At 68.4% G+C, this 23371-nt stretch carries 28 protein-coding genes; 20 read left to right on the top strand and 8 right to left on the bottom strand.

Annotated elements, in window-relative coordinates; all coding sequences use genetic code 11:
* Positions 1 to 61: 61 nt before the first annotated feature.
* Genes rpsO through GON01_RS05500 form a run of 4 tightly spaced genes read right to left on the bottom strand, consistent with a single transcriptional unit; the run spans position 62 to position 2663 of the window.
* On the bottom strand, positions 62 to 331 hold the full coding sequence (gene rpsO, locus GON01_RS05485; protein ID WP_157026329.1) for a 30S ribosomal protein S15: 270 nt from the start codon (positions 329 to 331) through the stop codon (positions 62 to 64).
* A 14-nt stretch (positions 332 to 345) separates the two neighbouring features.
* The gene (gene truB, locus GON01_RS05490) at positions 346 to 1275 is read right to left on the bottom strand and encodes a tRNA pseudouridine(55) synthase TruB (protein WP_309503131.1); all 930 of its coding nucleotides are present in this window, start codon (positions 1273 to 1275) and stop codon (positions 346 to 348) included.
* 39 nt (positions 1276 to 1314) lie between these two features.
* On the bottom strand, positions 1315 to 1671 hold the full coding sequence (locus GON01_RS05495) for a DUF6491 family protein (protein WP_157026331.1): 357 nt from the start codon (positions 1669 to 1671) through the stop codon (positions 1315 to 1317).
* A 50-nt stretch (positions 1672 to 1721) separates the two neighbouring features.
* On the bottom strand, positions 1722 to 2663 hold the full coding sequence (locus GON01_RS05500; protein ID WP_157026332.1) for a methyltransferase: 942 nt from the start codon (positions 2661 to 2663) through the stop codon (positions 1722 to 1724).
* 107 nt (positions 2664 to 2770) lie between these two features.
* Here GON01_RS05500 and GON01_RS05505 point away from each other — a divergent pair, with 107 nt between their 5' ends.
* From GON01_RS05505 to leuD, 6 genes are all read left to right on the top strand, one after another.
* The gene (locus tag GON01_RS05505) at positions 2771 to 3478 is read left to right on the top strand and encodes a CoA transferase subunit A (protein ID WP_157026333.1); all 708 of its coding nucleotides are present in this window, start codon (positions 2771 to 2773) and stop codon (positions 3476 to 3478) included.
* A complete protein-coding gene (locus tag GON01_RS05510; RefSeq protein WP_157026334.1) occupies positions 3478 to 4113 on the top strand; it encodes a 3-oxoacid CoA-transferase subunit B in 636 nt (211 codons plus the stop codon). The genes GON01_RS05505 and GON01_RS05510 overlap by 1 nt, the downstream gene beginning before the upstream one ends.
* Positions 4114 to 4197: 84 nt before the next feature.
* Positions 4198 to 4932 carry a hypothetical protein gene (locus GON01_RS05515; protein ID WP_157026335.1) on the top strand — a complete coding sequence of 245 codons (735 nt, stop codon included), beginning with the start codon at positions 4198 to 4200 and terminating at the stop codon, positions 4930 to 4932.
* Positions 4933 to 5056: 124 nt separating this feature from the next.
* Positions 5057 to 6352 (top strand): serine hydrolase domain-containing protein, encoded by a 1296-nt coding sequence (locus tag GON01_RS05520; protein ID WP_157026336.1) that lies wholly within the window; start codon positions 5057 to 5059, stop codon positions 6350 to 6352.
* A 48-nt stretch (positions 6353 to 6400) separates the two neighbouring features.
* A complete protein-coding gene (gene leuC / locus GON01_RS05525; RefSeq protein ID WP_157026337.1) occupies positions 6401 to 7834 on the top strand; it encodes a 3-isopropylmalate dehydratase large subunit in 1434 nt (477 codons plus the stop codon).
* Positions 7835 to 7960: 126 nt separating this feature from the next.
* Entirely contained in the window at positions 7961 to 8542 is a 582-nt protein-coding gene (gene leuD, locus GON01_RS05530; protein ID WP_181599915.1) for a 3-isopropylmalate dehydratase small subunit, read from the top strand.
* Here leuD and GON01_RS05535 read toward each other — a convergent pair.
* Positions 8526 to 8906 (bottom strand): hypothetical protein, encoded by a 381-nt coding sequence (locus tag GON01_RS05535; RefSeq protein WP_198159783.1) that lies wholly within the window; start codon positions 8904 to 8906, stop codon positions 8526 to 8528. The genes leuD and GON01_RS05535 overlap by 17 nt on opposite strands.
* A 93-nt stretch (positions 8907 to 8999) precedes the next feature.
* On the opposite strand from GON01_RS05535, the gene GON01_RS05540 reads away from it, so the two are divergent.
* Genes GON01_RS05540 through grxD form a run of 4 tightly spaced genes read left to right on the top strand, consistent with a single transcriptional unit; the run spans position 9000 to position 10971 of the window.
* Entirely contained in the window at positions 9000 to 10004 is a 1005-nt protein-coding gene (locus GON01_RS05540) for an NADPH:quinone oxidoreductase family protein (protein WP_157026339.1), read from the top strand.
* 60 nt (positions 10005 to 10064) lie between these two features.
* Positions 10065 to 10391, top strand: coding sequence for a DUF1476 domain-containing protein (locus GON01_RS05545; RefSeq protein WP_157026340.1), 327 nt, complete (start codon positions 10065 to 10067; stop codon positions 10389 to 10391).
* 1 nt (position 10392) lies between these two features.
* Positions 10393 to 10632, top strand: coding sequence for a BolA/IbaG family iron-sulfur metabolism protein (locus tag GON01_RS05550; RefSeq protein ID WP_157026341.1), 240 nt, complete (start codon positions 10393 to 10395; stop codon positions 10630 to 10632).
* A gap of 6 nt (positions 10633 to 10638) precedes the next feature.
* Positions 10639 to 10971 (top strand): Grx4 family monothiol glutaredoxin, encoded by a 333-nt coding sequence (gene grxD, locus GON01_RS05555; RefSeq protein WP_157026342.1) that lies wholly within the window; start codon positions 10639 to 10641, stop codon positions 10969 to 10971.
* Between the two features lies 1 nt (position 10972).
* On the opposite strand, the gene GON01_RS05560 is transcribed toward grxD, so the two are convergent.
* Entirely contained in the window at positions 10973 to 12370 is a 1398-nt protein-coding gene (locus GON01_RS05560) for a S41 family peptidase (protein WP_157026343.1), read from the bottom strand.
* 98 nt (positions 12371 to 12468) lie between these two features.
* Between GON01_RS05560 and GON01_RS05565 the strand changes: the two genes are divergently transcribed.
* The 10 genes from GON01_RS05565 to GON01_RS05610 all read left to right on the top strand — a co-directional run bounded on the left by GON01_RS05565 (position 12469) and on the right by GON01_RS05610 (position 21401).
* Positions 12469 to 12837 (top strand): BlaI/MecI/CopY family transcriptional regulator, encoded by a 369-nt coding sequence (locus GON01_RS05565; protein ID WP_157026344.1) that lies wholly within the window; start codon positions 12469 to 12471, stop codon positions 12835 to 12837.
* Entirely contained in the window at positions 12834 to 14405 is a 1572-nt protein-coding gene (locus tag GON01_RS05570; protein ID WP_157026345.1) for a M56 family metallopeptidase, read from the top strand. Before GON01_RS05565 ends, GON01_RS05570 begins: the two co-directional genes overlap by 4 nt.
* 44 nt (positions 14406 to 14449) lie before the next feature.
* Complete coding sequence (locus tag GON01_RS05575; protein WP_157026346.1) at positions 14450 to 15307, top strand: MBL fold metallo-hydrolase; 858 nt, start codon at positions 14450 to 14452, stop codon at positions 15305 to 15307.
* Entirely contained in the window at positions 15304 to 15981 is a 678-nt protein-coding gene (locus GON01_RS05580; protein WP_309503138.1) for a DUF4230 domain-containing protein, read from the top strand. The genes GON01_RS05575 and GON01_RS05580 overlap by 4 nt, the downstream gene beginning before the upstream one ends.
* A gap of 137 nt (positions 15982 to 16118) precedes the next feature.
* Positions 16119 to 17129 (top strand): quinolinate synthase NadA, encoded by a 1011-nt coding sequence (gene nadA / locus GON01_RS05585; RefSeq protein ID WP_157026348.1) that lies wholly within the window; start codon positions 16119 to 16121, stop codon positions 17127 to 17129.
* 3 nt (positions 17130 to 17132) lie between these two features.
* Positions 17133 to 17528 (top strand): hypothetical protein, encoded by a 396-nt coding sequence (locus tag GON01_RS05590; RefSeq protein WP_157026349.1) that lies wholly within the window; start codon positions 17133 to 17135, stop codon positions 17526 to 17528.
* A 34-nt stretch (positions 17529 to 17562) separates the two neighbouring features.
* Positions 17563 to 17904 (top strand): hypothetical protein, encoded by a 342-nt coding sequence (locus GON01_RS05595; RefSeq protein ID WP_198159784.1) that lies wholly within the window; start codon positions 17563 to 17565, stop codon positions 17902 to 17904.
* Between the two features lie 109 nt (positions 17905 to 18013).
* A complete protein-coding gene (locus tag GON01_RS05600) occupies positions 18014 to 20077 on the top strand; it encodes a prolyl oligopeptidase family serine peptidase (protein ID WP_232328667.1) in 2064 nt (687 codons plus the stop codon).
* 179 nt (positions 20078 to 20256) lie between these two features.
* Positions 20257 to 21102 carry a carboxylating nicotinate-nucleotide diphosphorylase gene (nadC, locus tag GON01_RS05605; protein ID WP_157026352.1) on the top strand — a complete coding sequence of 282 codons (846 nt, stop codon included), beginning with the start codon at positions 20257 to 20259 and terminating at the stop codon, positions 21100 to 21102.
* On the top strand, positions 21099 to 21401 hold the full coding sequence (locus tag GON01_RS05610) for an I78 family peptidase inhibitor (protein WP_157026353.1): 303 nt from the start codon (positions 21099 to 21101) through the stop codon (positions 21399 to 21401). Before nadC ends, GON01_RS05610 begins: the two co-directional genes overlap by 4 nt.
* On the opposite strand, the gene GON01_RS05615 is transcribed toward GON01_RS05610, so the two are convergent.
* Together GON01_RS05615 and GON01_RS05620 are read right to left on the bottom strand one after the other, a co-directional pair.
* Positions 21382 to 21819 carry a DUF4112 domain-containing protein gene (locus tag GON01_RS05615; protein ID WP_157026354.1) on the bottom strand — a complete coding sequence of 146 codons (438 nt, stop codon included), beginning with the start codon at positions 21817 to 21819 and terminating at the stop codon, positions 21382 to 21384. The two genes, GON01_RS05610 and GON01_RS05615, sit on opposite strands and share 20 nt — an antisense overlap.
* A 48-nt stretch (positions 21820 to 21867) precedes the next feature.
* On the bottom strand, positions 21868 to 23313 hold the full coding sequence (locus tag GON01_RS05620; protein WP_157026355.1) for an ABC transporter substrate-binding protein: 1446 nt from the start codon (positions 23311 to 23313) through the stop codon (positions 21868 to 21870).
* Positions 23314 to 23371 lie beyond the last annotated feature (58 nt).

A 23371-nucleotide genomic window follows, 5' to 3' on the forward strand; every position in this document is an offset into this window, starting at 1 on the left:
GGGACGCCTTATTGCGCCCTGCGGATAGAGAAACGGCCGCCCGTACCGGCGGCCGTCTCGTTTACTTACGAAGCCCGAGCTTCGCGATCAGTGCGGTATAGCGTTCCGCGTCCGTCTTGCGGAGGTAATCCAGCAGCGAACGGCGCTTGTTGACGAGCATCAGCAGGCCGCGGCGCGAGTGATTGTCCTTCGCGTGGGTCTTGAAGTGCTCGGTCAGGTTGGCGATGCGCTCGGTCAGGATCGCGACCTGCACTTCGGGGGAACCGGTGTCGCCCGAGCCCCGGGCATTGTCGTTGATCAGCGCCTGCTTGCGCTCTGCGGTAATCGACATCGTCGTCCTTTCGTCTAGAGGTTGAAGCCGCGCACGACCCGGAGCGTTCCGGCCTGGACTTCCGCCAGCGCGACCGGGACGTCCCCCAGCATCGCGAAGCATTGGCCATCGGGTGCGGCGATCCCGACCAACTGCTGACCCCTGCGGAGCAGCCCTGCCTGATCGGGGGTGAGGGAAAGAGCCGGGATGTCGTCCAGCCCCGCCCTCAACGGCAGGCAAACCTGTTCAAGCGCGTGGCCCTTAGCGAGATCGTCCAGCTTGTCCAGCGAAATCGCGTGATCCAGCGTGAATGGCCCGGCCTTGATGCGGCGAAGATAGGTGACGTGCCCTACGGTTCCAAGCGCCCGCGCAATATCTCGCGCCAGCGAGCGGATATAGGTGCCCTTAGACACGTGGGCGCTCAAGGCGATGCTTTCCAGCCCTGCCTTCGCGTCGTCGCGGTTTCGCGCAAGTTCAATTGGTTCATGCGAAGACGCGAAGACGCGAAGATCATGCACCGTCACCCGGCGCGCGCTGAGTTCGACCTCGGCGCCGGTCCGCGCAAGATCATAGGCGCGTTCGCCATCCACTTTGAGCGCGGAAAAGCGGGGCGGGATTTGTTCGATCGGACCGGTGAAGCGGGGGAGGGCGGCGTGCACTTCGGCTGACGTCGGCCGCACATCGGAGGTTCGGACGACCTTGCCTTCGGCATCCAGCGTATCCGTCTCTTCGCCGAACCGGATCGTGAATTCATAGACCTTGTCGCTGTCGAGCAGCCGCCCGGCGAGCTTGGTCGCCTCGCCGATCGCGACGGGGAGCACACCGCTCGCCAGCGGGTCCAGCGTGCCGCCATGACCGACCTTCAGCTTCGGATAGCCGCCCGTTCGCAGCGCGCGCTTGACCGCGCTCACTGCCTGGGGCGAGCCGAGGCCGAGGGGTTTGTCGAGGATGATCCAGCCGTGCACGCCGGGGCGCTTAGCCGCCTGCCTGCGCTCCACCAACCGTCAGGATGGCTTTTTCGCCTTTTTCGGCGGCGGCCCGCTTTCGACCAGGCTCTTCAGCGGGCAGCGCTGGCCGCGCACGATCAGCGTGCCGAACCGGTCGAGCGTGTCAGGCCCGCGCGTCTCGAAGCCGATCGCCTGGGCAAAGCCGAGCTCCGGGCAATAGCCCATCAGTTCGGCGCGGTACCAATGGCGGTGCTGGTCCTCGATATAGAGCGTGTCGCTGTCGACTGCTTCGAAATTGCGGACGCCGCCGTGATTGACGAACGGAATGCTGGCCTGCGGCTCGGCCGGACGGACGGCCGCGAGCGCAGGGGCGCCAAGGGCAAGCAGCGCGGCGGCGATCAGGAGTTTCTGCATGCTTTCGTCTAGCGCACCGGCGCTGAACCTGCGCTGACCGGGCAGGCTGGTCAGCCGTCGTGCGCGAGCGTGGCGGCCACCAGCGCGATCCGTTCGACATCGCGATAGCCGGGCCGGGCGAGTTCCTCCCCGAACACGTCGGGGTCGAGCTCCCGGCAGCTGAACGCGAGGCGACCCTCCTCCGCCAGGCGGCCGATCGCTTCGCACAAGGCGTTCCGGCCGTTCACGATCGCGGCGCCGGTGTAGAGGATCAGCCGCCCGCCGGGCGCCAGGCGGGCGGCGGCCATGCGCGTCATCGCGAGCGCCATTTCGCCGCCGTGCATGCCGCCGCCGTCGCGATAGGCGCGCCTGTCCGCATCGATGATGTAGGGCGGGTTGATGACGGCCAGATCGATCGGGCCCTCGACCGGATCGAGGCTGTCGGTCGCGACCGTCTCGACGGCGACGCCGGCGGCTGCCGCATTGATCCGCGCCAGCCGCAGCGCCTCGGGATTGACGTCCGTCAGCGTCACTTGGACGCGATCGCTCGCCAGCGCCGCGACGATCCCGCCGACCCCCGCGCCGGCGCCGATATCGGCGACATGCGCGCCGGGCTTCAGCGGCGACGCCGTCAGCTCGCGCACGATCAGGTCGGCAAAGCGATAGCTGTCGGGGCCGAAGAACACGGCGTCCCGCGCGTCGGTCGGATAGGCGGAGTGCAGGAACAGCTTGCCGTGCAGCCGCGACACCCGCAGCTTGCTCCTCAGCAATCCGTTCCCCGCTTCCTCGATCATGCCCGCCAGGCGCAGCAGGTCGGCGACCTTCGGGGCGATCGTTCCCGGCGCGAACGGCAGGCTCCAGCCGAGCATGTCGCGAAGATCGCGCGCAAGTGCCTTCCCGGGTTGGCTCACGACGCGGGCATGGCTCGCCGGCGTCGGCGTGACGAAATCATAGCCGAGCGCATCGAGCGACCGCAGCAGGTCGAGCAGGGCGGAATCGGCGTCGCGCGTCATGTCGCAGCACGAACGGCCCGGCTCCGCCGTCGTTCCGGACGCGTTTGCGCCGCCGTTGACCGCGTCCGCGCCCTCTCGCTAAGGCCGAGCCGCGAGGAGACGCGCTGATGAAGAAAATCTACCCCGACGCCACAGCGGCGCTCGACGGCCTGTTGTTCGATGGCATGACGATCTGTTCCGGCGGCTTCGGGCTGTGCGGCCTGCCCGAGCGGCTGATCGACGCGATCCAGGCCTCGGGCGTGAAGGACCTGACCTGCGTCTCCAACAATGCCGGCATCGACAATGAAGGGCTCGGCAAGCTGCTGCGCACCCGCCAGGTCAGGAAGATGATCTCGTCCTATGTCGGCGAGAACAAGGAGTTTGAGCGCCAGTATCTGGCGGGAGAGCTGGAGGTTGAGTTCTGTCCCCAGGGCACGCTCGCCGAACGCTGCCGCGCGGGCGGTGCGGGCATTCCGGGCTTCTATACAAAGACCGGCGTCGGCACCCTCGTCGCCGAGGGCAAGGAGCACAAGGAGTTCGACGGGGAGACCTATATCCTCGAGCGCGGCATCCGCGCCGACCTGTCGATCATCAAGGGCTGGAAGGCGGACGAGATGGGCAACCTCGTCTTCCGCAAGACAGCGCGCAACTTCAACCAGCCGATGGCGACCGCCGGCAAGGTCTGCGTTGCCGAGGTCGAGGAAATCGTGCCGGTCGGCAGCCTCGACCCCGACTGCATCCATGTCCCCAGCATCTTCATCAAGCGCCTGATCCTCGGCGCGCCCTACGACAAGAAGATCGAATTCCGCACGACTCGCCAGAGGGAAGCCGCCTGATGCCTTGGGATCGCAACGAAATGGCCGCGCGCGCGGCGCGGGAGCTGCAGGACGGCTTCTATGTGAACCTGGGGATCGGCATCCCGACTTTGGTCGCCAACAACATTCCGGAAGGGATCACCGTCACGCTCCAGAGCGAGAACGGAATGCTCGGCATCGGGCCGTTCCCCTATGACGACGAGGTCGACCCCGACCTGATCAATGCCGGCAAGCAGACCGTCAGCGAGCTGCCGCAGACCTGCTATTTCGGCTCGGAGCAGAGCTTCGGCATGATCCGTGGCGGCCATATCGACCTGGCGGTGCTGGGCGCGATGGAGATTTCCGAAGACGGCGACATCGCCAACTGGATGATCCCGGGCAAGATGATCAAGGGGATGGGCGGCGCGATGGACCTGGTCGCCGGCGTCAAGAAGATCATCGTGGTGATGGAGCACACGTCGAAGAACGGCGATCCGAAGTTCATTCCCGAATGCACGCTGCCGCTGACCGGCAAGAACGTAGTCGACATGATCATCACCGATCTCGCCGTGTTCCAGCGTCCCGATCATGATACGCCGTTCAAGCTGCTGGAACTCGCCCCCGGCGTCACGGCCGCGGACGTGAAGGCGAAGACGAGCGCCCACTACATCGCATGAACGGTTAGCCTCGTCTCAACGGGCGTGAGCTTGCCTCGCATCGGTGCATGGGGGCGTCCTGCTCACGTGTTGGGAGGGGCTGGCATGGCGACCCGTGCGATCGCGCCGCGTTGGGCGGCAGAACGGCAATTCTATTTCTGGATGGCGGCGGCGATCCTGGCGACGGTCTTCGCCGGCTTCGCGCCCAGCTTCTACCTGCGCGGAGCGGTGCCCGCCTATCATCCCTATCCGCCGATGACCTGGCTGGTGGCGACGCACGGCCTGATCTTCAGCGCCTGGGTGCTGCTGTTCATGACCCAGGTGGCGCTGGTCTCGGCCGGCCGCGCCGACCTTCACCGCCGGCTCGGCCTGGCCGGCTTCGCGATGGTCGTGCTGATGGCCGGGGTGGGAACGGCGGCGGCGCTCTTCGCCGTCGCGCGCGATACTGCCCCGCCAGGCGTGTCGCCGCTCTCCTGGCTGGCGGTGCCGCTGCTCGACGTGCCGGTATTCGTGTCGCTGATCGGTCTCGGCCTCACCAACCGCCGCAAGCCGCAGGTGCACAAGCGCTTCATGCTGGTGTCGATGATCGGCCTGCTGCCGCCTTCGATCGGCCGGCTGCCCTGGCCGGAGGCGATGCCGTTCCCGCTGATCATCATCGGCGGCCAATTGCTGTTCCTGGTCCCGCTCGCGCTGTGGGACCTGCACAGCCGCGGCCGCGTCCACTGGGTCACGGCTGCCGGAGCGGGCGTGCTGGTCGGCTCCTGGCTGTTCCGGCTGGCGATCTGGCAGACGCCGTGGTGGCTCGCCTTTGCCGGCTGGATTTCGCGGCCGTTCGCCTGAGTTCCGTCACTCGGCGGCCATTTCCGTCGGTTCATCGTGAAAAGCGACGGTAAAAGCTTGTCGTTAAGGTGATTCTCTGATTCCGTGTCCCATAAAGGGGCAAGGAACAGAGGGTCGCGCGGCAGTGGTAACGAAGATCGGCAGCAGCATCAGGAAAAGGCCCAGGGCGGCCGCGATCGGCGGGGGGATTGCCGGCCTGGTGTCGCTGATCGCGATCGCGCCCAGCCTCGTCGCCGCGCGCGCTCCGGCGCAGACCCCGCAGCCGGCCTATGCCGGCGCCAGCTCCGCGCTGGTCTCGTCCGCCGTCCGCGCGCCCAACAAGATCGATTACGAGCGTCTCGACCAGCGGCTGCGCATCGCCGCCGCGAAGCCCGACATGGTCGGCATGGCCGTCGCGGTGATCGAGAATGGCGAGATCACGTTCGTCCAGGGCTATGGCACGACGACGGCGGCCGGCACCGAGCCGGTCACGCCGAACACGGTATTCCGCTGGGCCTCGCTGTCGAAGGGCGTGGCCGCGACGATGGTCGGGCTGCTGGCCGACCAGGGCAAATTGTCGCTCGACGAGCCGGTTGCGAAGTTCGACACCTCGCTGCGGCTGCCCGCGGGCGGCGAGCAGTTGGCGACCGTGGCCGACATCCTGTCGCACCGCGTCGGCCTGCCGCACAATTCGAACGACAACAAGCTCGAGGCCGGGGCCGACCCGAAGGTGTTGCGCGCGTCGCTCGCCGAGGTGAACGCGATCTGCCCGCCGGATAGCTGCCACAGCTACCAGAACATCGCTTTCGACACGGCCAGCGAGATCGTCCAGCGCGTGACCGGCATTCCCTATACGGAGGAAGTGCGCCGCCGCATCTTCGCGCCGCTCGGCATGCAGAATGCCAGCCTCACGCGTGCCGGGCTGATGTCCGCGCGCAGCTGGGCGCGCCCGCATATCGGCCGGCGCACCGTCGAGGTGAACGACAATTACTACCGCGTCCCGGCCGCCGGCGGCGTCAATTCCTCGATCATGGACATGGCGCTTTGGATGCGCGCGCAGATGGGCCTCGCCCCGCAGGTGGTGCCGCAGCGGGTGCTCGACACGATCCACCAGGCGCGGGTCAATACGGAGCGCCGCAACACGACCTTCGCGCGGGTGATGGGCCCGTCGCGTTACGCGCTCGGCTGGCGCGACTACACTTATGCCGGCCATTCGCTGATCGGGCACCAGGGCGCGGTGATGGGTTATCGCTCGACGATCCTGTTCGATCCGGCGACCCGGTCGGGCGTCGCGGTGCTGTGGAACTCGCAGAGCACGCGTCCTTCGGGCGTCCAGCTCGAAGTGCTCGAGATGCTCTACGACCAGCCGCGCAACGACTGGCTGAAGATCGACGGCCCGGGCGGCGCACCGGCCGGCGCCCAGGACATCGCTGCGCAGTAATTGCGCCGGCGGCTCGACTTCACCCGATCCTCTGCTAGGCGGCCTGGCATGGCCTCTCGTCCGCGCAATCTCTACGAAAAGATCTGGGACGCGCACGTCGTCGAGCGCCGCGACGACGGCACCTGCCTGATCTATATCGATCGTCACCTCGTCCATGAAGTGACGAGCCCGCAGGCGTTCGAGGCGCTTCGGCTGAGCGGGCGGACGGTCCGGCGGCCCGACCTGACCCTCGCCGTCCCCGACCATAACCTGCCGACCACGCCGCGCGTGGACGGGGCGGGTCGGCGCCTGCCGATCGCCGATCCCGAAAGCGCCGCGCAGCTCGCCGCGCTGGAGGCCAATGCGCCGGCCTTCGGCATCCGCTATATCGGGCCGACCGATGCGGAGCAGGGCATCGTCCATGTCGTGGGGCCGGAGCAGGGCTTCACGCTTCCCGGCTGCACATTGGTCTGCGGCGACAGCCACACCGCCGCGCACGGCGCGCTCGGCGCACTGGCCTTCGGCATCGGCACCAGCGAGGTCGAGCATGTGCTCGCGACGCAGACTCTGCTGCTGAAGCAAGCGAAGTCGATGAACATCCGGGTCGAAGGCGCGCTCGGTTTCGGCGTCAGCCCCAAGGACCTGATCCTGCACGTCATCGGCCGGATCGGCGCGGCCGGCGGCACCGGCCATGTCATCGAATATTCGGGCTCCGCGATCCGCGCCATGTCGATCGAGGGCCGGCTGACCGTCGCCAACATGTCGATCGAGGCGGGCGCGCGCGCCGGTCTGATCGCCCCCGACGACAAGACGTTCGCCTATCTTAAAGGGCGGCCGATGGCGCCGAAGGACGAGGCATGGGATCAGGCGCTCGCCTGGTGGCGCACGTTGCCCAGCGATCCCGGCGCCGCTTTCGACCGGGTGGTCGAGATCGACGCTGCCGCCGTCGCGCCCAGCGTCACCTGGGGCACCAGCCCGGAGGATGTCGTCCCCGTCTCCGGCGCGGTGCCGGACCCGGAGAGCTTCGCCGAGCCCGCCCGGCGCGAAGCGGCGCAGAAGTCGCTCGCCTATATGGGCCTGGTGCCCGGCCAGCGGATGCAGGACGTAACGGTCGAGAACATCTTCATCGGCAGCTGCACCAACAGCCGGATCGAGGATCTGCGCGCCGCAGCGGCGGTGCTGAACGGCCGCCGCCGCGCCGACAATGTGCGGCAGGCGCTGGTCGTGCCCGGTTCCGGCCTGGTCAAGCGCCAGGCGGAAGCCGAGGGCCTTGACCGAATCTTCATCGAAGCCGGGTTTGAATGGCGCGAGCCCGGTTGCTCCGCCTGCCTGGGGATGAACCCGGACAAGGTGCCGCCGGGCGAGCGCTGCGCCTCGACGTCCAACCGCAATTTCGTCGGGCGGCAGGGGCCGGGCGCGCGGACGCACCTGGTGTCGCCGGCGATGGCGGCGGCGGCAGCGGTGACGGGGCACCTGACCGATGTGCGCGAGTTGATGCGTTAAGTGGGTCGAACCGGGGAACGAGACAATGAAGAAGGCCATTTTCCTTTTGGTCGCAGGAACCTTGTTGAGCGGCGTCGCGGCCTTCGCGGTCAGCGCCAAGCCTGAGCCGGTGGCCATGGTCGCGCCGTGACGCCGGTCGCGCGGATCGAGGGGAAGGCGATCCCGTTCGGGCGCGCCAATGTCGACACCGACGTGATCATCCCGGCGCGCTGGTTGAAGACGATCAGCCGGCACGGCCTCGGCCGCGGCGCGTTCGAGACGGTGCGGGCGGAGCCCGGCAACGTCTTCGACGATCCCGTCTATGCCGACGCGCCGATCCTGATCGCCGGCGAGAATTTCGGCTGCGGCTCCAGCCGAGAGCACGCCGCCTGGGCGCTCGCCGACCTCGGCATCCGCGCGGTGATCGCGCCCGGCTTTTCCGATATTTTTTCCGGCAACGCGTTCAAGAACGGCATCCTCACGGTCGAGCTGCCGCGCCCCGCGGTCGACCGGCTGATGGAGGTCGCGCGGACCGACCCGATCGCGATCGACCTTGAGCACCAGACCGTCATCACGCCGTTCCAGGACCGCTTCGCGTTCGCGATCGACCCGTTCCGCAAGCACTGCCTGCTTGAGGGTCTCGACGAAGTCGGCCTGACGCTCGCGATGGAGCCGAAGATCGCGGCTTTCGAGGCGCGGCAGGCGCCGTGGCTCAAGCCGGCGATCTGAGCACCCGATAGCCGAACGCGCACAGCGCGATCAGCACCGCTTCCACGATCATCGGCGCTGCCGCGCCTTCATAGGGTCCGTTCACGATCAGGTTCACCGCGCGTCCCGAAATCGCGACCGCATACAGCGCGCCCGGCACAAGCAGCGCGGCGCCGCGCCCGGTGCGGGCGGCGAAGAACGCCCAGGCCGCGCCGACCAGGAAGAAGCTCGCCATGTCCGCTCGCAGCGTCGCCTCGCCCGCGGCCCCGATCGGCTGCACGAAGAAATAGGCCGCCGCATCCGGCGTTGCCGCAAAGAACCAGGCGCCGAACGCCAGCCCGAACAAACCCACCAGCGCCGCGGCCGCCCGCGCCAACATCGTCATGATCCGCCCCTCCCGGTCGGGGACCGTAACGCTCTGGACAAGGTCCGTCACCCCGGCGAAAGCGGGTGGCGATCTGAAACGGAAGGAAACGCCATGAAGGCCCTTTTGTCGCGCGCGCCCGGCGGACCCGATACGTTGGAGCTGGCCGACGTGCCCGAGCCGGTCGCCGGCAAGGGCGATCTGCTGGTCCGCATCCATTATTGCGCGATCAATTATCCCGACGTGCTGGTGATCGAGGACAAATATCAGTTCAAGCCGCCGCGCCCGTTCGCGCCAGGCAGCGAAGTCTCGGGCGTGGTCGAGGCGGTCGGGGAGGGCGTCGAGGGCTGGCAGGTCGGCGACCGGCTGCTGGCGCTGACCGCCTCGTCGGGCGGCCTCGCCGAGAAGGTGGCGGTCGCCGCCAACCGGGCCTTCAAGGTGCCGGACGGGCTGCCGCTCAAGGAAGCCTCCGCGTTGCTGATGACCTATGCGACGACGATCCACGGTCTGCTGGACCGGGGCCATCTCCAGTCCGGCCAGACGTTGCTGGTGCTGGGGGCGGCCGGCGGCGTCGGGCTTTCCGCGGTCGAGCTCGGCAAGGCGTTCGGCGCGCGCGTGATCGCCGCCGTCTCGTCGGCCGAAAAGGCTTATGTCGCAAAGGCATGCGGCGCCGACGACGTTCTGATCTACGATCGCGCACCGTTCGACAGGGAGCAGTCGAAAGCGCTCGCCGACGCCTTCAAGGCGAAGGTCGGGCCCGAAGGCGCGCACGTGATCTACGATCCGGTCGGCGGCGACTATGCCGAGCCGGCGCTCCGCTCGATCGCCTGGGAAGGGCGTTACCTGGTCGTCGGATTTCCCGCCGGCATCCCGCGCCTGCCGCTCAACCTGACGCTGCTGAAAAGCTGCGACGTGTGCGGCGTCTTCTGGGGCGCCTTCACGATGCGCGAGCCGAAGCGGCACCAGGAACACGTCGCGACCTTGTTCCGGCTCTGGCAGGAAGGCAGGATCGCGCCGCGCGTGTCGGAGGTCTATCCGCTCGAACGCGGCGGCGAGGCGATCGCCAAGCTCGCCAATCGCGGCGCGGTCGCCAAGCTGGTGGTGGAAGTCGGTGCGTAGCGCTCCCCTTGCAGGGGCGGATTTCAGGGTTATCTCAGGGATGAAGCTAGAGGGGATTGCATGACCACGTTCGACGATCGCGAGCGCGCATTCGAAACGAAGTTCGCCCGTGATGAAGAGATGCAGTTTCGGATCACCGCGCGGCGCAACCGGCTGCTCGGCGAATGGGCTGCGGCGCAGATGGGCCTGACCGCGGCCGAGACCGATGCCTATGCAAAGGCCGTCGTCCAGGCCGATTTCGAGGAAGCAGGCGACGAGGACGTCGTCCGCAAGCTGGTCGGCGACCTGACGGCAGCCGGCGTGGAGGTCGACGAGGCGACCGTCCGCAAGGCGCTCGCCGACAGGACGGTCGAGGCGCGGCGGCAGCTGATCGAGTCGCAGCCCTGACATGCCGATGCCAGCCCATGAGATCGAGGCGATGATCCAGTCCGCGATCCCGGATGCGCAGGTCCAGATCACCGACCTCGCGGGCGACGGCGACCATTATGCCGCGCGCGTGGTGTCGGAGAGCTTTCGCGGCGTCTCGCGCGTCGAGCGCACCCGCCGCGTCTATGCCGCCTTGGGCGGCCGCATGGGGGGCGAGCTGCACGCCCTGCAGCTGACAACCGACGTCCCCGCAGGAGATTGAGTGACGATGACCGACGAATCCCACGCCCGCATCCAGGAGCTGGTCTCCGGAAACGATGTGCTGCTGTTCATGAAGGGGACGCCGCTTTTCCCGCAATGCGGCTTTTCCAGCCGCGCGGTCGCGATCCTCGACCGGCTGGGCGTCGATTATGAAAGCGTCGACGTGCTCCAGGACCAGGGCATCCGCCAGGGCATCAAGAGCTTCAGCGACTGGCCGACCATCCCGCAGCTCTATGTGAAGGGCGAATTCGTCGGCGGCTCCGACATCATGATGGAGATGTACGAGAATGGCGAGCTCGCCGAGCTGATGGCCGACAAGGGCGTCGCCAAGGTCGGCTGACCTATCTCGCGAGGGCCTCTGCTCTCGCGATTGCCTCCGGCAGCTTCGCTTCGATCAGCCGCGCCTTGAACCCCGGCCCGTCGTCGAACCGTAGCGCGACGACCACGTCCGGCACGATGCCGTTGACTTCGTTCGATCCGTCGCGGCGAAAACGCGCGCAATCAGGGACTTCCAGCACGCCCTTGCTGTTGGCGAGCGTCGTCGGCGTGCCGCCATCGGTATGGCCGCAGCCGGCGCCGCCCGTGCGCGCGCCCATCACGACGGCGGCATCATTGTCCTGCAGCATCGCCGCGAATTCCTCGGCCGCGGACCAGGTTTCCTGATCCACAACCACGATCACCGGCCCGTCCCAGACGCCGTCATGATACCCATATTGCGCCGGCGTGAAGACATGGACGGCCCATGGCTTGCCGTCGAACTGCGCCGAAGGCGCGCTCCCGACCAATCCGGTGGCATAGCCCGCGCGTCCCAATCGCGGGCATGAGCCGTCGGCGCAGTCGCGCCCCGCCTCGGCGGCGGCGGCGTTGGCCTCGGCGATCCAGCCGGCAAGGGCAGCGCGGTCGGCAGGCGCCGCGGTCTTGCGCGCGTCGTTCAAGGCTGCGGCGACCTCGCGCCATTGCTTCGCCCAATGCTCGCCGCGCACGAAGCCGAGCGGCGCCGATTGCAGCCTCTTGCGGCTGAGGGCTCGGGCAGCGGCCTCGGCCCATTCCGACCCGCCGCTGTTGCCGCTGATATCGACCAGCAACACTTGCGCGCCGGCCCGTTTCAGGTCGCGCAGCCGCTGCTCGAACGCGGCCGTCATCAGCTCATAAGCGCGCGTGATGAGCCGGTCGGAACAGCTGTCGTCGCATTCCGCCCCTTCGGAGAGCGACAGATCGCGTGCCGCCTGTTCGCAGAGCGCCGGATAGCCTTGCGGCATGAAGATGCCGACCCGGATCACGCCGATCCGGGTTCCGCCATTGTCGATCGTGCCGGCGGGAAAAATGTCCCCCGAAACGGCGCGGTAGCCGGCCAGATGCCGGGCGGTGCCGTCGCGCAGATAGGCGGCATTATAGCCCATGCGCACGCAGAGCGGCGCCGGCTTTGGCGGCATCCCCGATGCGGCCGGCGCAGGCGTCGGCCAGCGGATCGCGACATGGCCGTCGTGGAAGCGCTCGAACAGCCGCTCGAGCGCGCGGCGGGCCTCGGCCTCGCTCTGCGCTCCCTCCAGCCGCTCCTTCGTCCGCGCGAAAGCCGCGTCGAGGTCGACGCCGCGGTCGTGCCTCAGCCATTCGAGATTGGCATATTTCCGGTCGATCGCCTGTCGCGCCTGGGCAAGGTCGCCGAGCCACGGCGCCGGATCGAACGCCACCGCGGGCGCCGCCGCAAGGAACAGAGAAAGCAGGGCGAAGGCCTTCATCACGCCTGCGTAATCGTCCCCGCCGCCACTTTCAATTCACGCGCCGTTCAGCTAAACGATGACACCTGTAGTCGTAATAACGACAAAGGGCCTGGGGAATGGCTGAACGGATCAGTGAGGCCGAGCATGCGGTGATGGAGGTGCTCTGGGAGGAGCAGCCGCTGACCGCCGCCGAAGTCGCCGAGCGCGCAAGCCCGGAACGGGGCTGGAGCGTGCACACCGTCAAAACCCTGCTGTCCCGGTTGCTCGCCAAGGGCGCCATCAGCCACGAGGCCGATGGCCGCCGCTTCCTCTATCGCCCCGCGATCGAGCGCGAGGCCTATGTCGGCCGCGAATCGGAAAAGCTGGTGAACCGGCTGTTCGGGGGCCGCGTCACGCCGCTGATCGCGCACCTGGCCGAGCGCCGCTCGCTTTCGCCTGAGGACATCGCCGAACTGGAAGCTCTCCTGAAGGAGCTGAAGCCATGATCAGCTGGGCCATCGAGACGTTCGTCGCCAGCACTTTGCTGATGCTGGTCGTGCTCGCCGTGCGCCGTCCGGTCGCGCGGCATTTCGGGCCCCACATCGCCTACGGCCTGTGGCTGCTGCCGGCGCTGCGCATGCTGCTGCCGCCGCTGCCGGAGACGGTCGCGCCGGTGCCGATCCACGTCCTCCCCGCCAATGTCGAGGCGCTGCTCGCCGCGGCGGCGGCGCTGCACACGGATGCGGGGACCGCCGCGGTCGACGCGCCATCTGTCAACTGGCTGCTGCTGTTCGGCTGCGCCTGGGCCGCGGGCGCGCTCGTCTTCCTGTTCTGGCACATCTGGACGTACCGCCGCTTCGTGCGCGCCGCGCTCGCTGATGCGACCCAGCTGCCGCGCTTCGATCGCGGCCGGATCGAGGTCTGCGCCAGCCCCGCCGCGCGCGGGCCCTTCGCGGCCGGCATCTTCCTGAAGACGGTCGTGCTGCCCGAGGATTATCGCCGCCGCTACGAGCGCGATGAGCTGCGCCTCGCGATCGAGCACGAAGTGCAGCACCATCGCCGCTGCGACATGTCCGCCAATTTCGCGGCTTTGGTCGTGCTCGCGCTGCACTGGTGGAACCCGATCGCGCACTTCGCGCACCGCGCCTTCCGCGTCGATCAGGAGCTTGCCTGCGACGCGCTGGTGCTCGCGCAAGCGACGCCGTTCGAGCGCCATGCTTATGGTTCGGCGCTGCTGAAATCCGCCTGCGACCGCCTGCCGGTGGCCGCATGCGCTCTTGGGGCCGGGGATGACCTCAAGAGGAGACTGACGATGATGAAAATCTATCGGTGGAATGCCAGCCGCGCCCGGCTCGGCAGCATGATCGCGACCGGCCTGGTCGGCGGCGGGCTGCTGCTGACCGCGTCGAACGGCATCGCCGCCGAGACGACCAAGCGGGTCGAGCAGCAGGTGCGCACGATCCTGCCGGTCGCGGCGCCGCTGCCGCCGGTGCCTCCGGCCGCACCGCCGGCGCCGCATGCGGCGGTGCCTCCGCAAGCTCCCGCCGCGCCTGACGCGCCGCCGGTCCCGCCCGCGCTCCCGGCTCTGCCGGCCGTGCCCGCGGTTCCCGCTTCGCTGGTGTCGATCAGCTGGTCGAGCGACGGCCAGGATCAGATGCTGGATGCCGACGACATCCGCGAGATCCAGGAATCGGCGCGTGAAGCGCAGCGCGAAGCCTGGGCCGCCGCGCGCGAAGCGCAGGCCGACGCTCTCGCTGACGCGCGCGAAGCCGCTGCCGAAGCCCGCGCCTCTGCGCGCGAAGCGGTGCGCGCCCACCCTGTCACCGTCACGAAGAATTGCCCCAAGGGCACGCCGTTCATGGCCAAGGTCAGCGACGACGGCCACGCGCAGGTCCTGTGCGGCGCCTTCTCGCCGGTCGATCGCGCGAAGCTGCGTAAGCAGATCATCGCCTCTCTCGAGCAGACCCGCGCCTCGCTCGCCGCGTCGCTCAACGACGAATGGGCGCGCCGCACGCGCGAGAACGCACTGGCGAGCATCGACCGCGAGATCGTCCGGCTGAAGTCGGAGAAATAGGCCCAGCCCTTGTCAAAGCCGGCGGGCGCCCCCATCGCTTCAGGATGGAGAACCCGCCGGTCGGACAGGTCGTCGAACTCGAGCCCCTTGTGCGCCGCGTGCTCGCGGGCAATCCGGGCCCGTTCACCTACACCGGCACCGAAACCTATATCATCGGCAGGGGCGAGGTCGCGATCATCGATCCCGGCCCGGACGATCCCGCCCATGTCCGCGCTCTGCTGGACGCGGTCGCGGGGGAGACGGTCATAGCGATCCTCTGCACCCACACGCACCGCGATCACAGCCCCGCCGCGCCGGCCGTGAAGGCAGCGACCGGCGCGCCGGTCATGGGCTGCGCGCCGCTGGTGCTGGAAGACCTGGGCCCCCGCGCCGACGCCTCGTTCGACGACAGCTACGCGCCCGACCGCGTGATGCAGGACGGCGAGCAAGTAGAGGGTCCCGGCTGGACGCTGGAAGCCGTCGCGACCCCGGGCCACACGTCCAACCATCTCTGCTTCGCGCTGAACGAGACCGGCGCGCTGTTCAGCGGCGACCATGTGATGGGCTGGTCGACCACGGTCGTCTCGCCTCCGGACGGCGATATGGCCGCCTATATGGCCAGCCTCGACAAGCTCCTCGCCCGCGACGACCGCATCTATTACCCCGCGCACGGCGATCCGGTCGGCGATCCGCGGCGCTTCGTGCGCGGCCTCGCCGGCCACCGCAAGCAGCGCGAGGGCCAGATCCTCCGCCTGCTCCGCGAAGGCGTCGACGCGATCCCGGCGATGGTCGAGCGCATGTATGTCGGGCTCGACCCGCGGTTGCACGGCGCCGCCGGCCGCTCGGTGCTGGCGCACCTGATCGACCTGCGCGACCGCGGCATCGCCCGAGAGGACGGCGAGGCCTGGAGCCTCGCTGCGTGACGCGCGAGCTCCGCAGTGCGCTGATCGGCGGCCTGGTCGCGCTGGCGCTGCTGTTCGCCGGCTTCGTCGTGCTGAAAATCTATCTCTCGTCCCGCTTCGCGCCCGACCCGGAGACGATCGTCTCCTCGACCCTCAGCGGCATGCGCGAGCAGAACCGGCTGACCTCGTTCATCGCCAGCTATGTCGCGGTGGTGACGTCGGAGCAGAGCCGTCTGGGCCTCACTGCGAAGAAGACGCTGATCATGCCCGGCACCGTCCGATACGAAGTCGACATGGCCAAGCTCGGGCCGCAGAGCGTCAGCTGGGACGCAGGCACGAAGGAATTGACGGTCACGCTGCCGCCGATCGAGATCGCCGGGCCGCAGGTCGATCTGAACGCGATCCGCGAATATGACGGCGGCGGCCTGTTGATGCGCCTCACCAATGCCGAGCAGCGGCTGGACGACGCCAACCGCAAGGCCGCCCAGGCGGAGCTGCTTCGCCAGGCCCGGGCGCCGACGCCGATGCGGATCGCGCGCGAGGCCACCCGCCGCGCCGTCGAGCGCAATTTCGCGCTCCCCCTGCGCGCCGCCGGCCTCGACGCGCACGTGATCGTCCGCTTCCCGGACGAAGGCCGCTCCGACCGGCAGATGGACCGCTCGACGCCGCTGAACGAGGTGGCCGGCACGCGCTGAGCGGACTGGATTGTCCGCGGCCCACACCCCATCTTCGTTGGGCCTGACCTTGTCGAAGGCTTCCCTTCTTCTTACGGGCTCCCGGAGAGAAAGAGTGGGCTTCGACAGGCTCATCCCGAACGGAGTTTGGTGGCTCGATGGATGCGAGAAACGGAATCGGCGGAACCCTGACCGGCCTGGACCTGCGGGCCGAGATCGACCGGCTGCGCAAGGAGCGCAACGCGGTCATCCTCGCCCATTATTACCAGAAGCCGGAGCTGCAGGACCTCGCCGATTTCGTCGGCGACAGCCTTGAGCTCAGCCGCAAGGCGCAGGAAACGGACGCTGACGTGATCGCCTTTTGCGGCGTCCGCTTCATGGCCGAGACCGCGAAGATCCTCTCGCCGGACAAGATCGTCGTGCTGCCCGACATGGACGCCGGCTGCAGCCTGGAAGACAGCTGCCCGCCCGAGCGCTTCGCCGCGTTCCGGGCCGAGCATCCGGACCATATCGCGCTGACCTACATCAACTGCTCGGCGGCGGTGAAGGCGCTCAGCGACGTGATCGTCACTTCGTCCTCGGCCGAAAAGATCCTGATGCAGATCCCGAAGGACCAGAAGATCATCTTCGGCCCCGATCGCAATCTTGGCGGCTATCTCGCGCGCAAGACCGGGCGCGACATGCTGCTGTGGCCGGGCGTCTGCATCGTCCATGAGGCCTTTTCGGAGACCGAGCTGCTGAAGCTTCGGGCCGAGCATCCCGACGCGCCGATCCTCGCCCACCCGGAATGCCCGCCGCACCTGCTCGACCATGCCGATTTCGTCGGCTCGACCAGCGCGATCCTCGAGCATGCGAAGAAGTCGCCGGCCAGGACTGTGATCGTCGCGACCGAGCCGCACATCATCCACCAGATGCAGAAGGCGGTGCCCGACAAGCAGTTCATCGGCGCGCCCGGCGCCGACGGCAACTGCAACTGCAACATCTGCCCGTACATGGCGCTGAACACGATGGAGAAGCTCTACGTCGCGCTGCGCGACCTGGAGCCCCGCATCGAGCTTGACGAGGACCTCCGCCTGAAGGCCAAGACCAGCCTCGACCGCATGCTCGCGATGGCGAGCGGCACCGTCGGCATGGGCGATCTGGGGCCGGTTCGGGCGACGGGGGATTGAGCCTTGAGATTTGCAGAAGCGTTCAAAGCGCTCGGCTATGAATTGGAGGCCGTCCGGACCGATTGGTCTGCCGAGGCCGATCATGGCGTGTGCTTAAGCCTCTGGAAGAAAGAGACTGATTTTAGAGCGCTTGTAATGGACACGCGTGTGCACGCCGACCCTATCGAAGGATGGGGACACAAGCCGGGCAACAAGCGCCGCATAGCTCATGCGGACCGAGCGCTGCGCGAGTTCGACGGATGGATTGATGTAGTTGCGCTAGATGGCGTGCCAGGGGAGGGTTACGGAAATGCCTCACCTTGGGACGCCAAGGCGCGAGGAAGGCGCTGGCGAATCACCTTCTTAGATCCCAAGACCGGGCACTTGAGGCTGGAAGCCCAAGAAACGAAGGTTGAATAGCCGAATGAAGATTCCGCTTGTCATCTGCCTTGCGATGGCGAGCCCGACCGCCGCCCAGACGCCGCTCTGCGCCTGGAACGGCACGAGCCTCAGCTGCCCGAACCAGCCTGTGCCGCAGGGACCGCTGACACCTGCCCAGCCGTTTAAGGCCTTGCCCACGCCCCAGCAAAGGCTCGCCGAACTTCAGGCCCAAGCCGATTTCGACCGAACCTTGATCGCCGCACGAACGGCGCAGGACGCGAAGCTGCTGAAGGTGCTCGAACAGGCCGACGGCCTGATCGCCGCCGGCAGCTGCCCTGACGCCGAGACTCTGGTGCGTGAAAAAGCGCCGACCGAAATCGCCACCGTCACCTCGCGCTGCGCCGCGCGCAAATAGCAGAGCCGGAGCGGGTGACAGGCCTGCTGACTGTCTCTAACGTCCGCGCGTTTCCAGCCAGGAGGTCCCGCCTTTGTATCGCGCGCTGCTGCCCCTTGCCTCGCTTCTGTTGGCCGCCGCACCGGCAGCTTCCGCCGACGATCCCTATCTCTGGCTCGAGGAGATCGAGGGGCCCAAGGCGCTCGCCCAGGTCAAGGAATGGAACGGGCAGACCGAGGCGGTGCTGACCGCCATGCCGGGCTACGAGCAGTATCGGGCGCGGGCGCTGGCGATCCTGGACGACGAGCAGCAGATCGCGCTGCCCGAGGATGTGCAGGGCGACCAGGTCACCAATCTGTGGCGTGACGCGAAGAACCCGCGCGGCCTGTGGCGCGTGTCGCCGCTCGCCGCCTATCGCGCCGGCAAGCCGGAATGGCGCACGCTGATCGACGTCGACGCGCTGGGCAGGCAGGAAGGCAAGAGCTGGGTCTGGCACGGCGCCGACTGCCGGGCGCCGGACTATAGGCGCTGCCTCGTCTCGCTGAGTCCCGGCGGCACCGACGCCGATGTGGTGCGGGAGTTCGATCCGGTCACGGCCCGGTTCATCGATTCGGGCTTCACCCTGCCGCAGGCCAAGAGCAACGTCGCCTGGGCGGATGCCGACACCTTGCTGGTGGCGACGGACTATGGCCCGGACTCGCTCACCACCTCCGGCTATCCGCGCGTCGTGAAGCTCTGGAAGCGCGGGACGCCGCTGGCGGACGCCGTGACGCTGATGACGGGCGAGAAGGCCGATGTGTCGGTCTCGCCCTTCTCGGTGATGGATGGCGACACGCGCTGGTCGTTCGTCGTGCGCGGCAAGAGCTTCTGGACACGCGACATGTACCTGCTGGCTGCCGGCCGGCTGGTGAAGCTGCCGGTCCCCGACGACGCCGATTACCAGGGCGTGATCGGCGGCCGCATGGTCGCGCTGCTGAACAGCCCGCTGGCGGCGGCCGGCCGGACCTTCCCCGCCGGCGCGCTGGTCGCCTGGCCGTTGGCCGACATGGCGGCAGGCAAGGCGCCCGCGCCGGAGCTGGTGATGGCGCCCACCGAGCGGCAGGCGATCGAGGAAGTCGCCGCGTCGGACAATGTGTTGTGGGTCAAGGCGCTGGACGACGTGTCGGGCCAGCTGTTCGCGCTCCGCCGCGGCGCCGGCGGCGGCTGGACCAGCGCGCGCATCCCCCTCGCGCGCAACAACAGCGTCCATCTGGTCGAGACGTCGGGCAAGTCCGACCTCGCCTTCGTGACGGTCGAGGGGATGCTGACCCCGCCCTCGCTCTATGCGGTCACGCCTTCGTCCCCGCCGGAGCTCGTCCAGAGCCTTCCCGCCCGCTTCGATGCGAGCAAGTTCAGCGTCGAGCAGCGCTTCGCGACCTCCGCCGACGGCACCCGCATTCCCTATTTCCTGGTCCGCAAGAAAGGCGTGACCGGTCCGGTCCCGGCGCTGATCCACTCCTATGGCGGCTTCAAGGCCGCGCAGACGCCGACCTATCTGACCGGCCAGCCCTATCGCGCCGGCCCGCTCGCCCTGTTCTGGGTCGAGGAAGGCAATGCCTATGTGCTCGCCAACCTGCGCGGCGGCGGCGAGTACGGCCCACGCTGGCACGAGGCGGCGGTGAAGGAGCACCACCAGCGCGTGTTCGACGATCTGCAGGCGGTGGCGGAGGACCTGGTCAGGACCGGCGTCAGCGCGAAAGGCAAGATCGCGATCTCCGGCCGGTCGAACGGCGGCGTCACGGTCGGCGCGGCCGTCAACCAGCGTCCCGATCTCTACGGCGCGGTCATTTCCGGCTCGCCGCTCGGCGACATGAAGCGCTATTCGCACCTGCTCGCCGGCGCCTCGTGGATCGACGAATATGGCGACCCCGACAAGCCCGACGAATGGGCGTATCTGTCGAAATATTCGCCCTATCAGAACATTCGCCCGGGCGTGAAATATCCGCCCGTCTTCTTCTACAACTCGACCAAGGACGACCGGGTGCACCCCGGCCACGCCCGCAAGATGGCGGCGCGGCTGAAGGAATATGGCAACCCTGTCTATTACCATGAGTATATGGAAGGCGGCCATTCGGTCGGCGCCGATCATGCGGAGGATGCCAAGCGCGCGGCGCTGCTGATCGAGTTCCTGAACCGCGTGCTGCCCGGGCGTTGAAGAATGTCGGTCCTACACGCCGGTGTTCCTGGTACGTTCCGAACCATGACCCCCGAATCGCCTCTCGCCTGCCATGGCCGGTTGATCGATCCGGTCGATCAGTCCGCTCCCATTGATCGAGGGGATTTTTTCCGCACGCCGAACCTTCCTAACCTTCCGCCTTTCGCAAGGCTCACCCCATGACCTTCGCGCTCTCCGGCTTCGACCTGCACGCGTTCGTCCAGGCCGCGTTCGCTGAGGATCTGGGGCAGGGCGGCGACGTCACGTCCGAAGCGGTGATCCCCGCCGACGCCCGGTTCGAAGGCGTGATGGACAGCCGCGACGCGATCACTGTCGCCGGGCTTCCGCTCGCCGCCGCCTTCTTTCGCGCGCTCGATCCCGGCGTCGAGATCGAGATGCTGGTCGAGGATGGGCAGCAGGTGCGTCCCGGCGCCGACCTGATGCGGCTGCGCGGGGCTGCCCGGGCGATGCTGACGGCGGAGCGCCCGGCGCTCAACACCGTTCAGCATCTGTCGGGGATCGCCACGCTAACCCGGCGCTATGTGGATGCGATCGCCGGCACCGGCGCGACCCTGCTCGATACGCGCAAGACCATCCCGGGCCTGCGCCTGCTGGAGAAATATGCGACGCGCATGGGCGGCGCCACCAATCACCGCATGGGCCTGTGGGACGCGGCGATGATCAAGGACAACCATGTCGCGGTCGCCGGTGGCGTCGCGGAGGCGGTGCGCCGGGCGAAGGAGGCGCGGATCGCCGAGATCATCGTCGAGGTCGACCGCGTCGACCAGATCGAGCCTGCGCTGGCCGCGGGCGCCACGCGCCTGCTGCTCGACAATATGGACCCGCCGACGCTGCGGGGCGCGGTGACTCTGGTCGGCCGCCGCGTGCCCACCGAAGCGTCGGGCGGCGTGCGGCTGGAAACGATCCGCGCCATTGCCGAGACGGGGGTCGACTATATCTCGGTCGGGCGGATCACCCAGTCTGCACCGGCCGCCGATATCGGCTTGGATTTCAGCAGCTTATGATGATGTCCCTGCTTGCTTCCGCGCTCGCGCTGGGCCCCAGCTTCGCCGAGAAGACGCATACGGCGCGGCCGGCATTGTCGCGCCCGCCCGCCATGGAGGGCTGCGATGCCGAGGACGTGCAGCCATGGGTCGGCAAACCATTCCCCGCCGACGGCGCTGAACAGGCCCGCCAGGCGACCGGGTCCACGGTGGTGCGGGTCGTCCGGCCTGGCGAGGCGGTGACGATGGACTTCCGGGCCGACCGCCTGACGATCGCCCTCGACGCCGCCGGGAAGGTGGTCAGCGCCCGCTGCGGCTGACCCCGTCGAGCGTGACGGTCGCCGGATGATGCCGGTCGAGATGCCGCTTGATGATCCGCAGGTTGCGGGTGTTGGATCGGAAGAAGAAGTCGGGGATCGCGCCGACCCACGGGATCGCGCCCAGCAGCGTGTCGACGCCGACATTGCCGGCCATCCGCGCCATCTGCCATTTGGACATGCCCAGGTTGCGCGCTTCCCAGATCATCCAGGCCCCCAGCGCGCCTGCGGCGATGCTGCCGACCCCCGGCACCACGTCCAGGATCACGTCCAGGCCCAGCTGGCGCTTCGTGCCGGGAATGGTCACCAGCCGCTCCAGCAGCGCCTCCATCGCCTCGACGCGCCGGCGGACGCCGTGCGGGTTCTTCAACTCCGGCAGGCTGCGGGCAATCTCTTCCATGCGGCGGTAGCGGCTGGCCATCGGCGACTCCTTCACGCATCCCAACGTGGGGAGCGCGGACCGGTTGCGCTAGCGCTTCGCGGCGACCAGGTGCGTAAGCGGATGCCAGGCCCGCGCATTCTCCTTGAACAGGCCGAGCCGCGGCGACGCCAGGGACCAGCGCAGCGGCCGGGTCAGCGGAATGTACAGGCCGGAATTGGCGATCACCCGGTCGGCCGTCGCCAGCTGGACGCTGCGGTCGAGCAGCGACTGGGCGTTGCGCGCGCCTTCGAGCGCGTCGATCGCTTCGTCGGAGCATGCGTCGGCGGACGGGCAGGCGACCGTGTCGAGATACCAGAGCGCGCTGCCCGCGGGCGCGACTTCGTCGATGACCGCCAGGTCCGATTCGGACGGCTTGTCGACGCGCACCGTTTCGATGCCGACGCGCCGCCAGTCCGCGGCCAGCCGCCCGTAGAGCAAGGTGTTGCCGGGCGAGGCGGGCAGGTAGAGCCGCACGCGTACCGGCTGCGGGTGCGTCGCGCGCCACGCCTGCACGCGGCGCCGCGCCTCGGCGATGCGGCCGGTGATGTCGAAGGCGGCCCAGGGTGGATAGGACGGATCGGCGGCCGAGCGGTAGCGCTGCGGCAGGATCGTCAGGGCGCCGAGCCAGCCCGGCGCCTTGAACGCGTCGAGCAGCGCGTCGCGGTCGATCGCCATGCCAAGGACCTGCCGCATCTCGGCGTCGGCCAGCCAACCGCCCGCCTTGACCACCGACAGGCCGAAAAGCCCCTCCGCCGGATCGATGCGGATCGCCCGCTTGGCCGGCTGCGCGGCCTGGACAAGCGGCCAGTCGCGATAGGTGCCGCCCAGCACCAGGTCGGTGCCGCCCTGCACGAACCGCGCGACCGCCAGCGCCGCGCGCTCGCCGGTCAGGCGGACGTCGGGCAGCACCGGGTCCTTCGATCCTTCCGGCGGCTTGACCCGCTGCGTCAGCGCGACCGTGCCGCCTTCGCGCTTGCCCATCTGGTAAGGGCCGGTCGTCCCCATTGCCCGCGACAGGATGCTCGCTTCGGGCTGGGCGAGCAGCTCGAACAGCGGCGGGCGCGGCACCGTCAGCCGGAACTCGATCACCTCCGGCGTCGTCGGGTTGATCTCCTCGATCGAATCGAACGCGTCGCGCAGCGGGTTGCGGCTGTTGGCGGTGATGATGCCGCGCGCGCGGCGCGCCACTTCCTCGGACGTGACGTTCTTGCCGTTGGGCCAGGTCGCCTGGCGCAGCCGGAAGATCGCGCTCAGCCCGTCGCTGGTCACGATCCAGCGCTCGGCAAGCGCCGGCCCGACCTGCGCATCCTCGTCATAGGCGACCAGCGTTTCCGCGACCGCCCCCAGCAGCACCCGCTGCGTCAGGTCGGGCGGCTTGCGGCTGGGATCGACCATCGTCGGCGGTCCGCCGATCGCGCTGACGCGGATCGGCCCCTGGTCGTCGGCCTGGCTGCACGACGCCAGCAACAGCAGGGGGAGGAGCCACCGCTTCATCCGGCAAACCTCTATGAGGCCTGCGGGGCCGCGCCAACCCTTGCCTTAATGCGTCTTT

The sequence above is a fragment of the Sphingomonas horti genome (genome assembly GCF_009753715.1).
GTDB classification, from domain to species: domain Bacteria; phylum Pseudomonadota; class Alphaproteobacteria; order Sphingomonadales; family Sphingomonadaceae; genus Sphingomonas_B; species Sphingomonas_B horti.

Coding starts and splice junctions, on each gene's coding strand:
- rpsO (WP_157026329.1), bottom strand. CDS start 331: ATGTCGATTACCGCAGAGCGCAAGCAGGCGCTGATCAACGACAATGCC.
- GON01_RS05495 (WP_157026331.1), bottom strand. CDS start 1,671: ATGCAGAAACTCCTGATCGCCGCCGCGCTGCTTGCCCTTGGCGCCCCT.
- GON01_RS05500 (WP_157026332.1), bottom strand. CDS start 2,663: ATGACGCGCGACGCCGATTCCGCCCTGCTCGACCTGCTGCGGTCGCTC.
- GON01_RS05505 (WP_157026333.1), top strand. CDS start 2,771: ATGAAGAAAATCTACCCCGACGCCACAGCGGCGCTCGACGGCCTGTTG.
- GON01_RS05510 (WP_157026334.1), top strand. CDS start 3,478: ATGCCTTGGGATCGCAACGAAATGGCCGCGCGCGCGGCGCGGGAGCTG.
- GON01_RS05515 (WP_157026335.1), top strand. CDS start 4,198: ATGGCGACCCGTGCGATCGCGCCGCGTTGGGCGGCAGAACGGCAATTC.
- leuC (WP_157026337.1), top strand. CDS start 6,401: ATGGCCTCTCGTCCGCGCAATCTCTACGAAAAGATCTGGGACGCGCAC.
- GON01_RS05535 (WP_198159783.1), bottom strand. CDS start 8,906: ATGACGATGTTGGCGCGGGCGGCCGCGGCGCTGGTGGGTTTGTTCGGG.
- GON01_RS05540 (WP_157026339.1), top strand. CDS start 9,000: ATGAAGGCCCTTTTGTCGCGCGCGCCCGGCGGACCCGATACGTTGGAG.
- GON01_RS05545 (WP_157026340.1), top strand. CDS start 10,065: ATGACCACGTTCGACGATCGCGAGCGCGCATTCGAAACGAAGTTCGCC.
- GON01_RS05550 (WP_157026341.1), top strand. CDS start 10,393: ATGCCGATGCCAGCCCATGAGATCGAGGCGATGATCCAGTCCGCGATC.
- grxD (WP_157026342.1), top strand. CDS start 10,639: ATGACCGACGAATCCCACGCCCGCATCCAGGAGCTGGTCTCCGGAAAC.
- GON01_RS05560 (WP_157026343.1), bottom strand. CDS start 12,370: ATGAAGGCCTTCGCCCTGCTTTCTCTGTTCCTTGCGGCGGCGCCCGCG.
- GON01_RS05565 (WP_157026344.1), top strand. CDS start 12,469: ATGGCTGAACGGATCAGTGAGGCCGAGCATGCGGTGATGGAGGTGCTC.
- GON01_RS05570 (WP_157026345.1), top strand. CDS start 12,834: ATGATCAGCTGGGCCATCGAGACGTTCGTCGCCAGCACTTTGCTGATG.
- GON01_RS05575 (WP_157026346.1), top strand. CDS start 14,450: ATGGAGAACCCGCCGGTCGGACAGGTCGTCGAACTCGAGCCCCTTGTG.
- nadA (WP_157026348.1), top strand. CDS start 16,119: ATGGATGCGAGAAACGGAATCGGCGGAACCCTGACCGGCCTGGACCTG.
- GON01_RS05595 (WP_198159784.1), top strand. CDS start 17,563: ATGGCGAGCCCGACCGCCGCCCAGACGCCGCTCTGCGCCTGGAACGGC.
- nadC (WP_157026352.1), top strand. CDS start 20,257: ATGACCTTCGCGCTCTCCGGCTTCGACCTGCACGCGTTCGTCCAGGCC.
- GON01_RS05610 (WP_157026353.1), top strand. CDS start 21,099: ATGATGATGTCCCTGCTTGCTTCCGCGCTCGCGCTGGGCCCCAGCTTC.
- GON01_RS05615 (WP_157026354.1), bottom strand. CDS start 21,819: ATGGCCAGCCGCTACCGCCGCATGGAAGAGATTGCCCGCAGCCTGCCG.
- GON01_RS05620 (WP_157026355.1), bottom strand. CDS start 23,313: ATGAAGCGGTGGCTCCTCCCCCTGCTGTTGCTGGCGTCGTGCAGCCAG.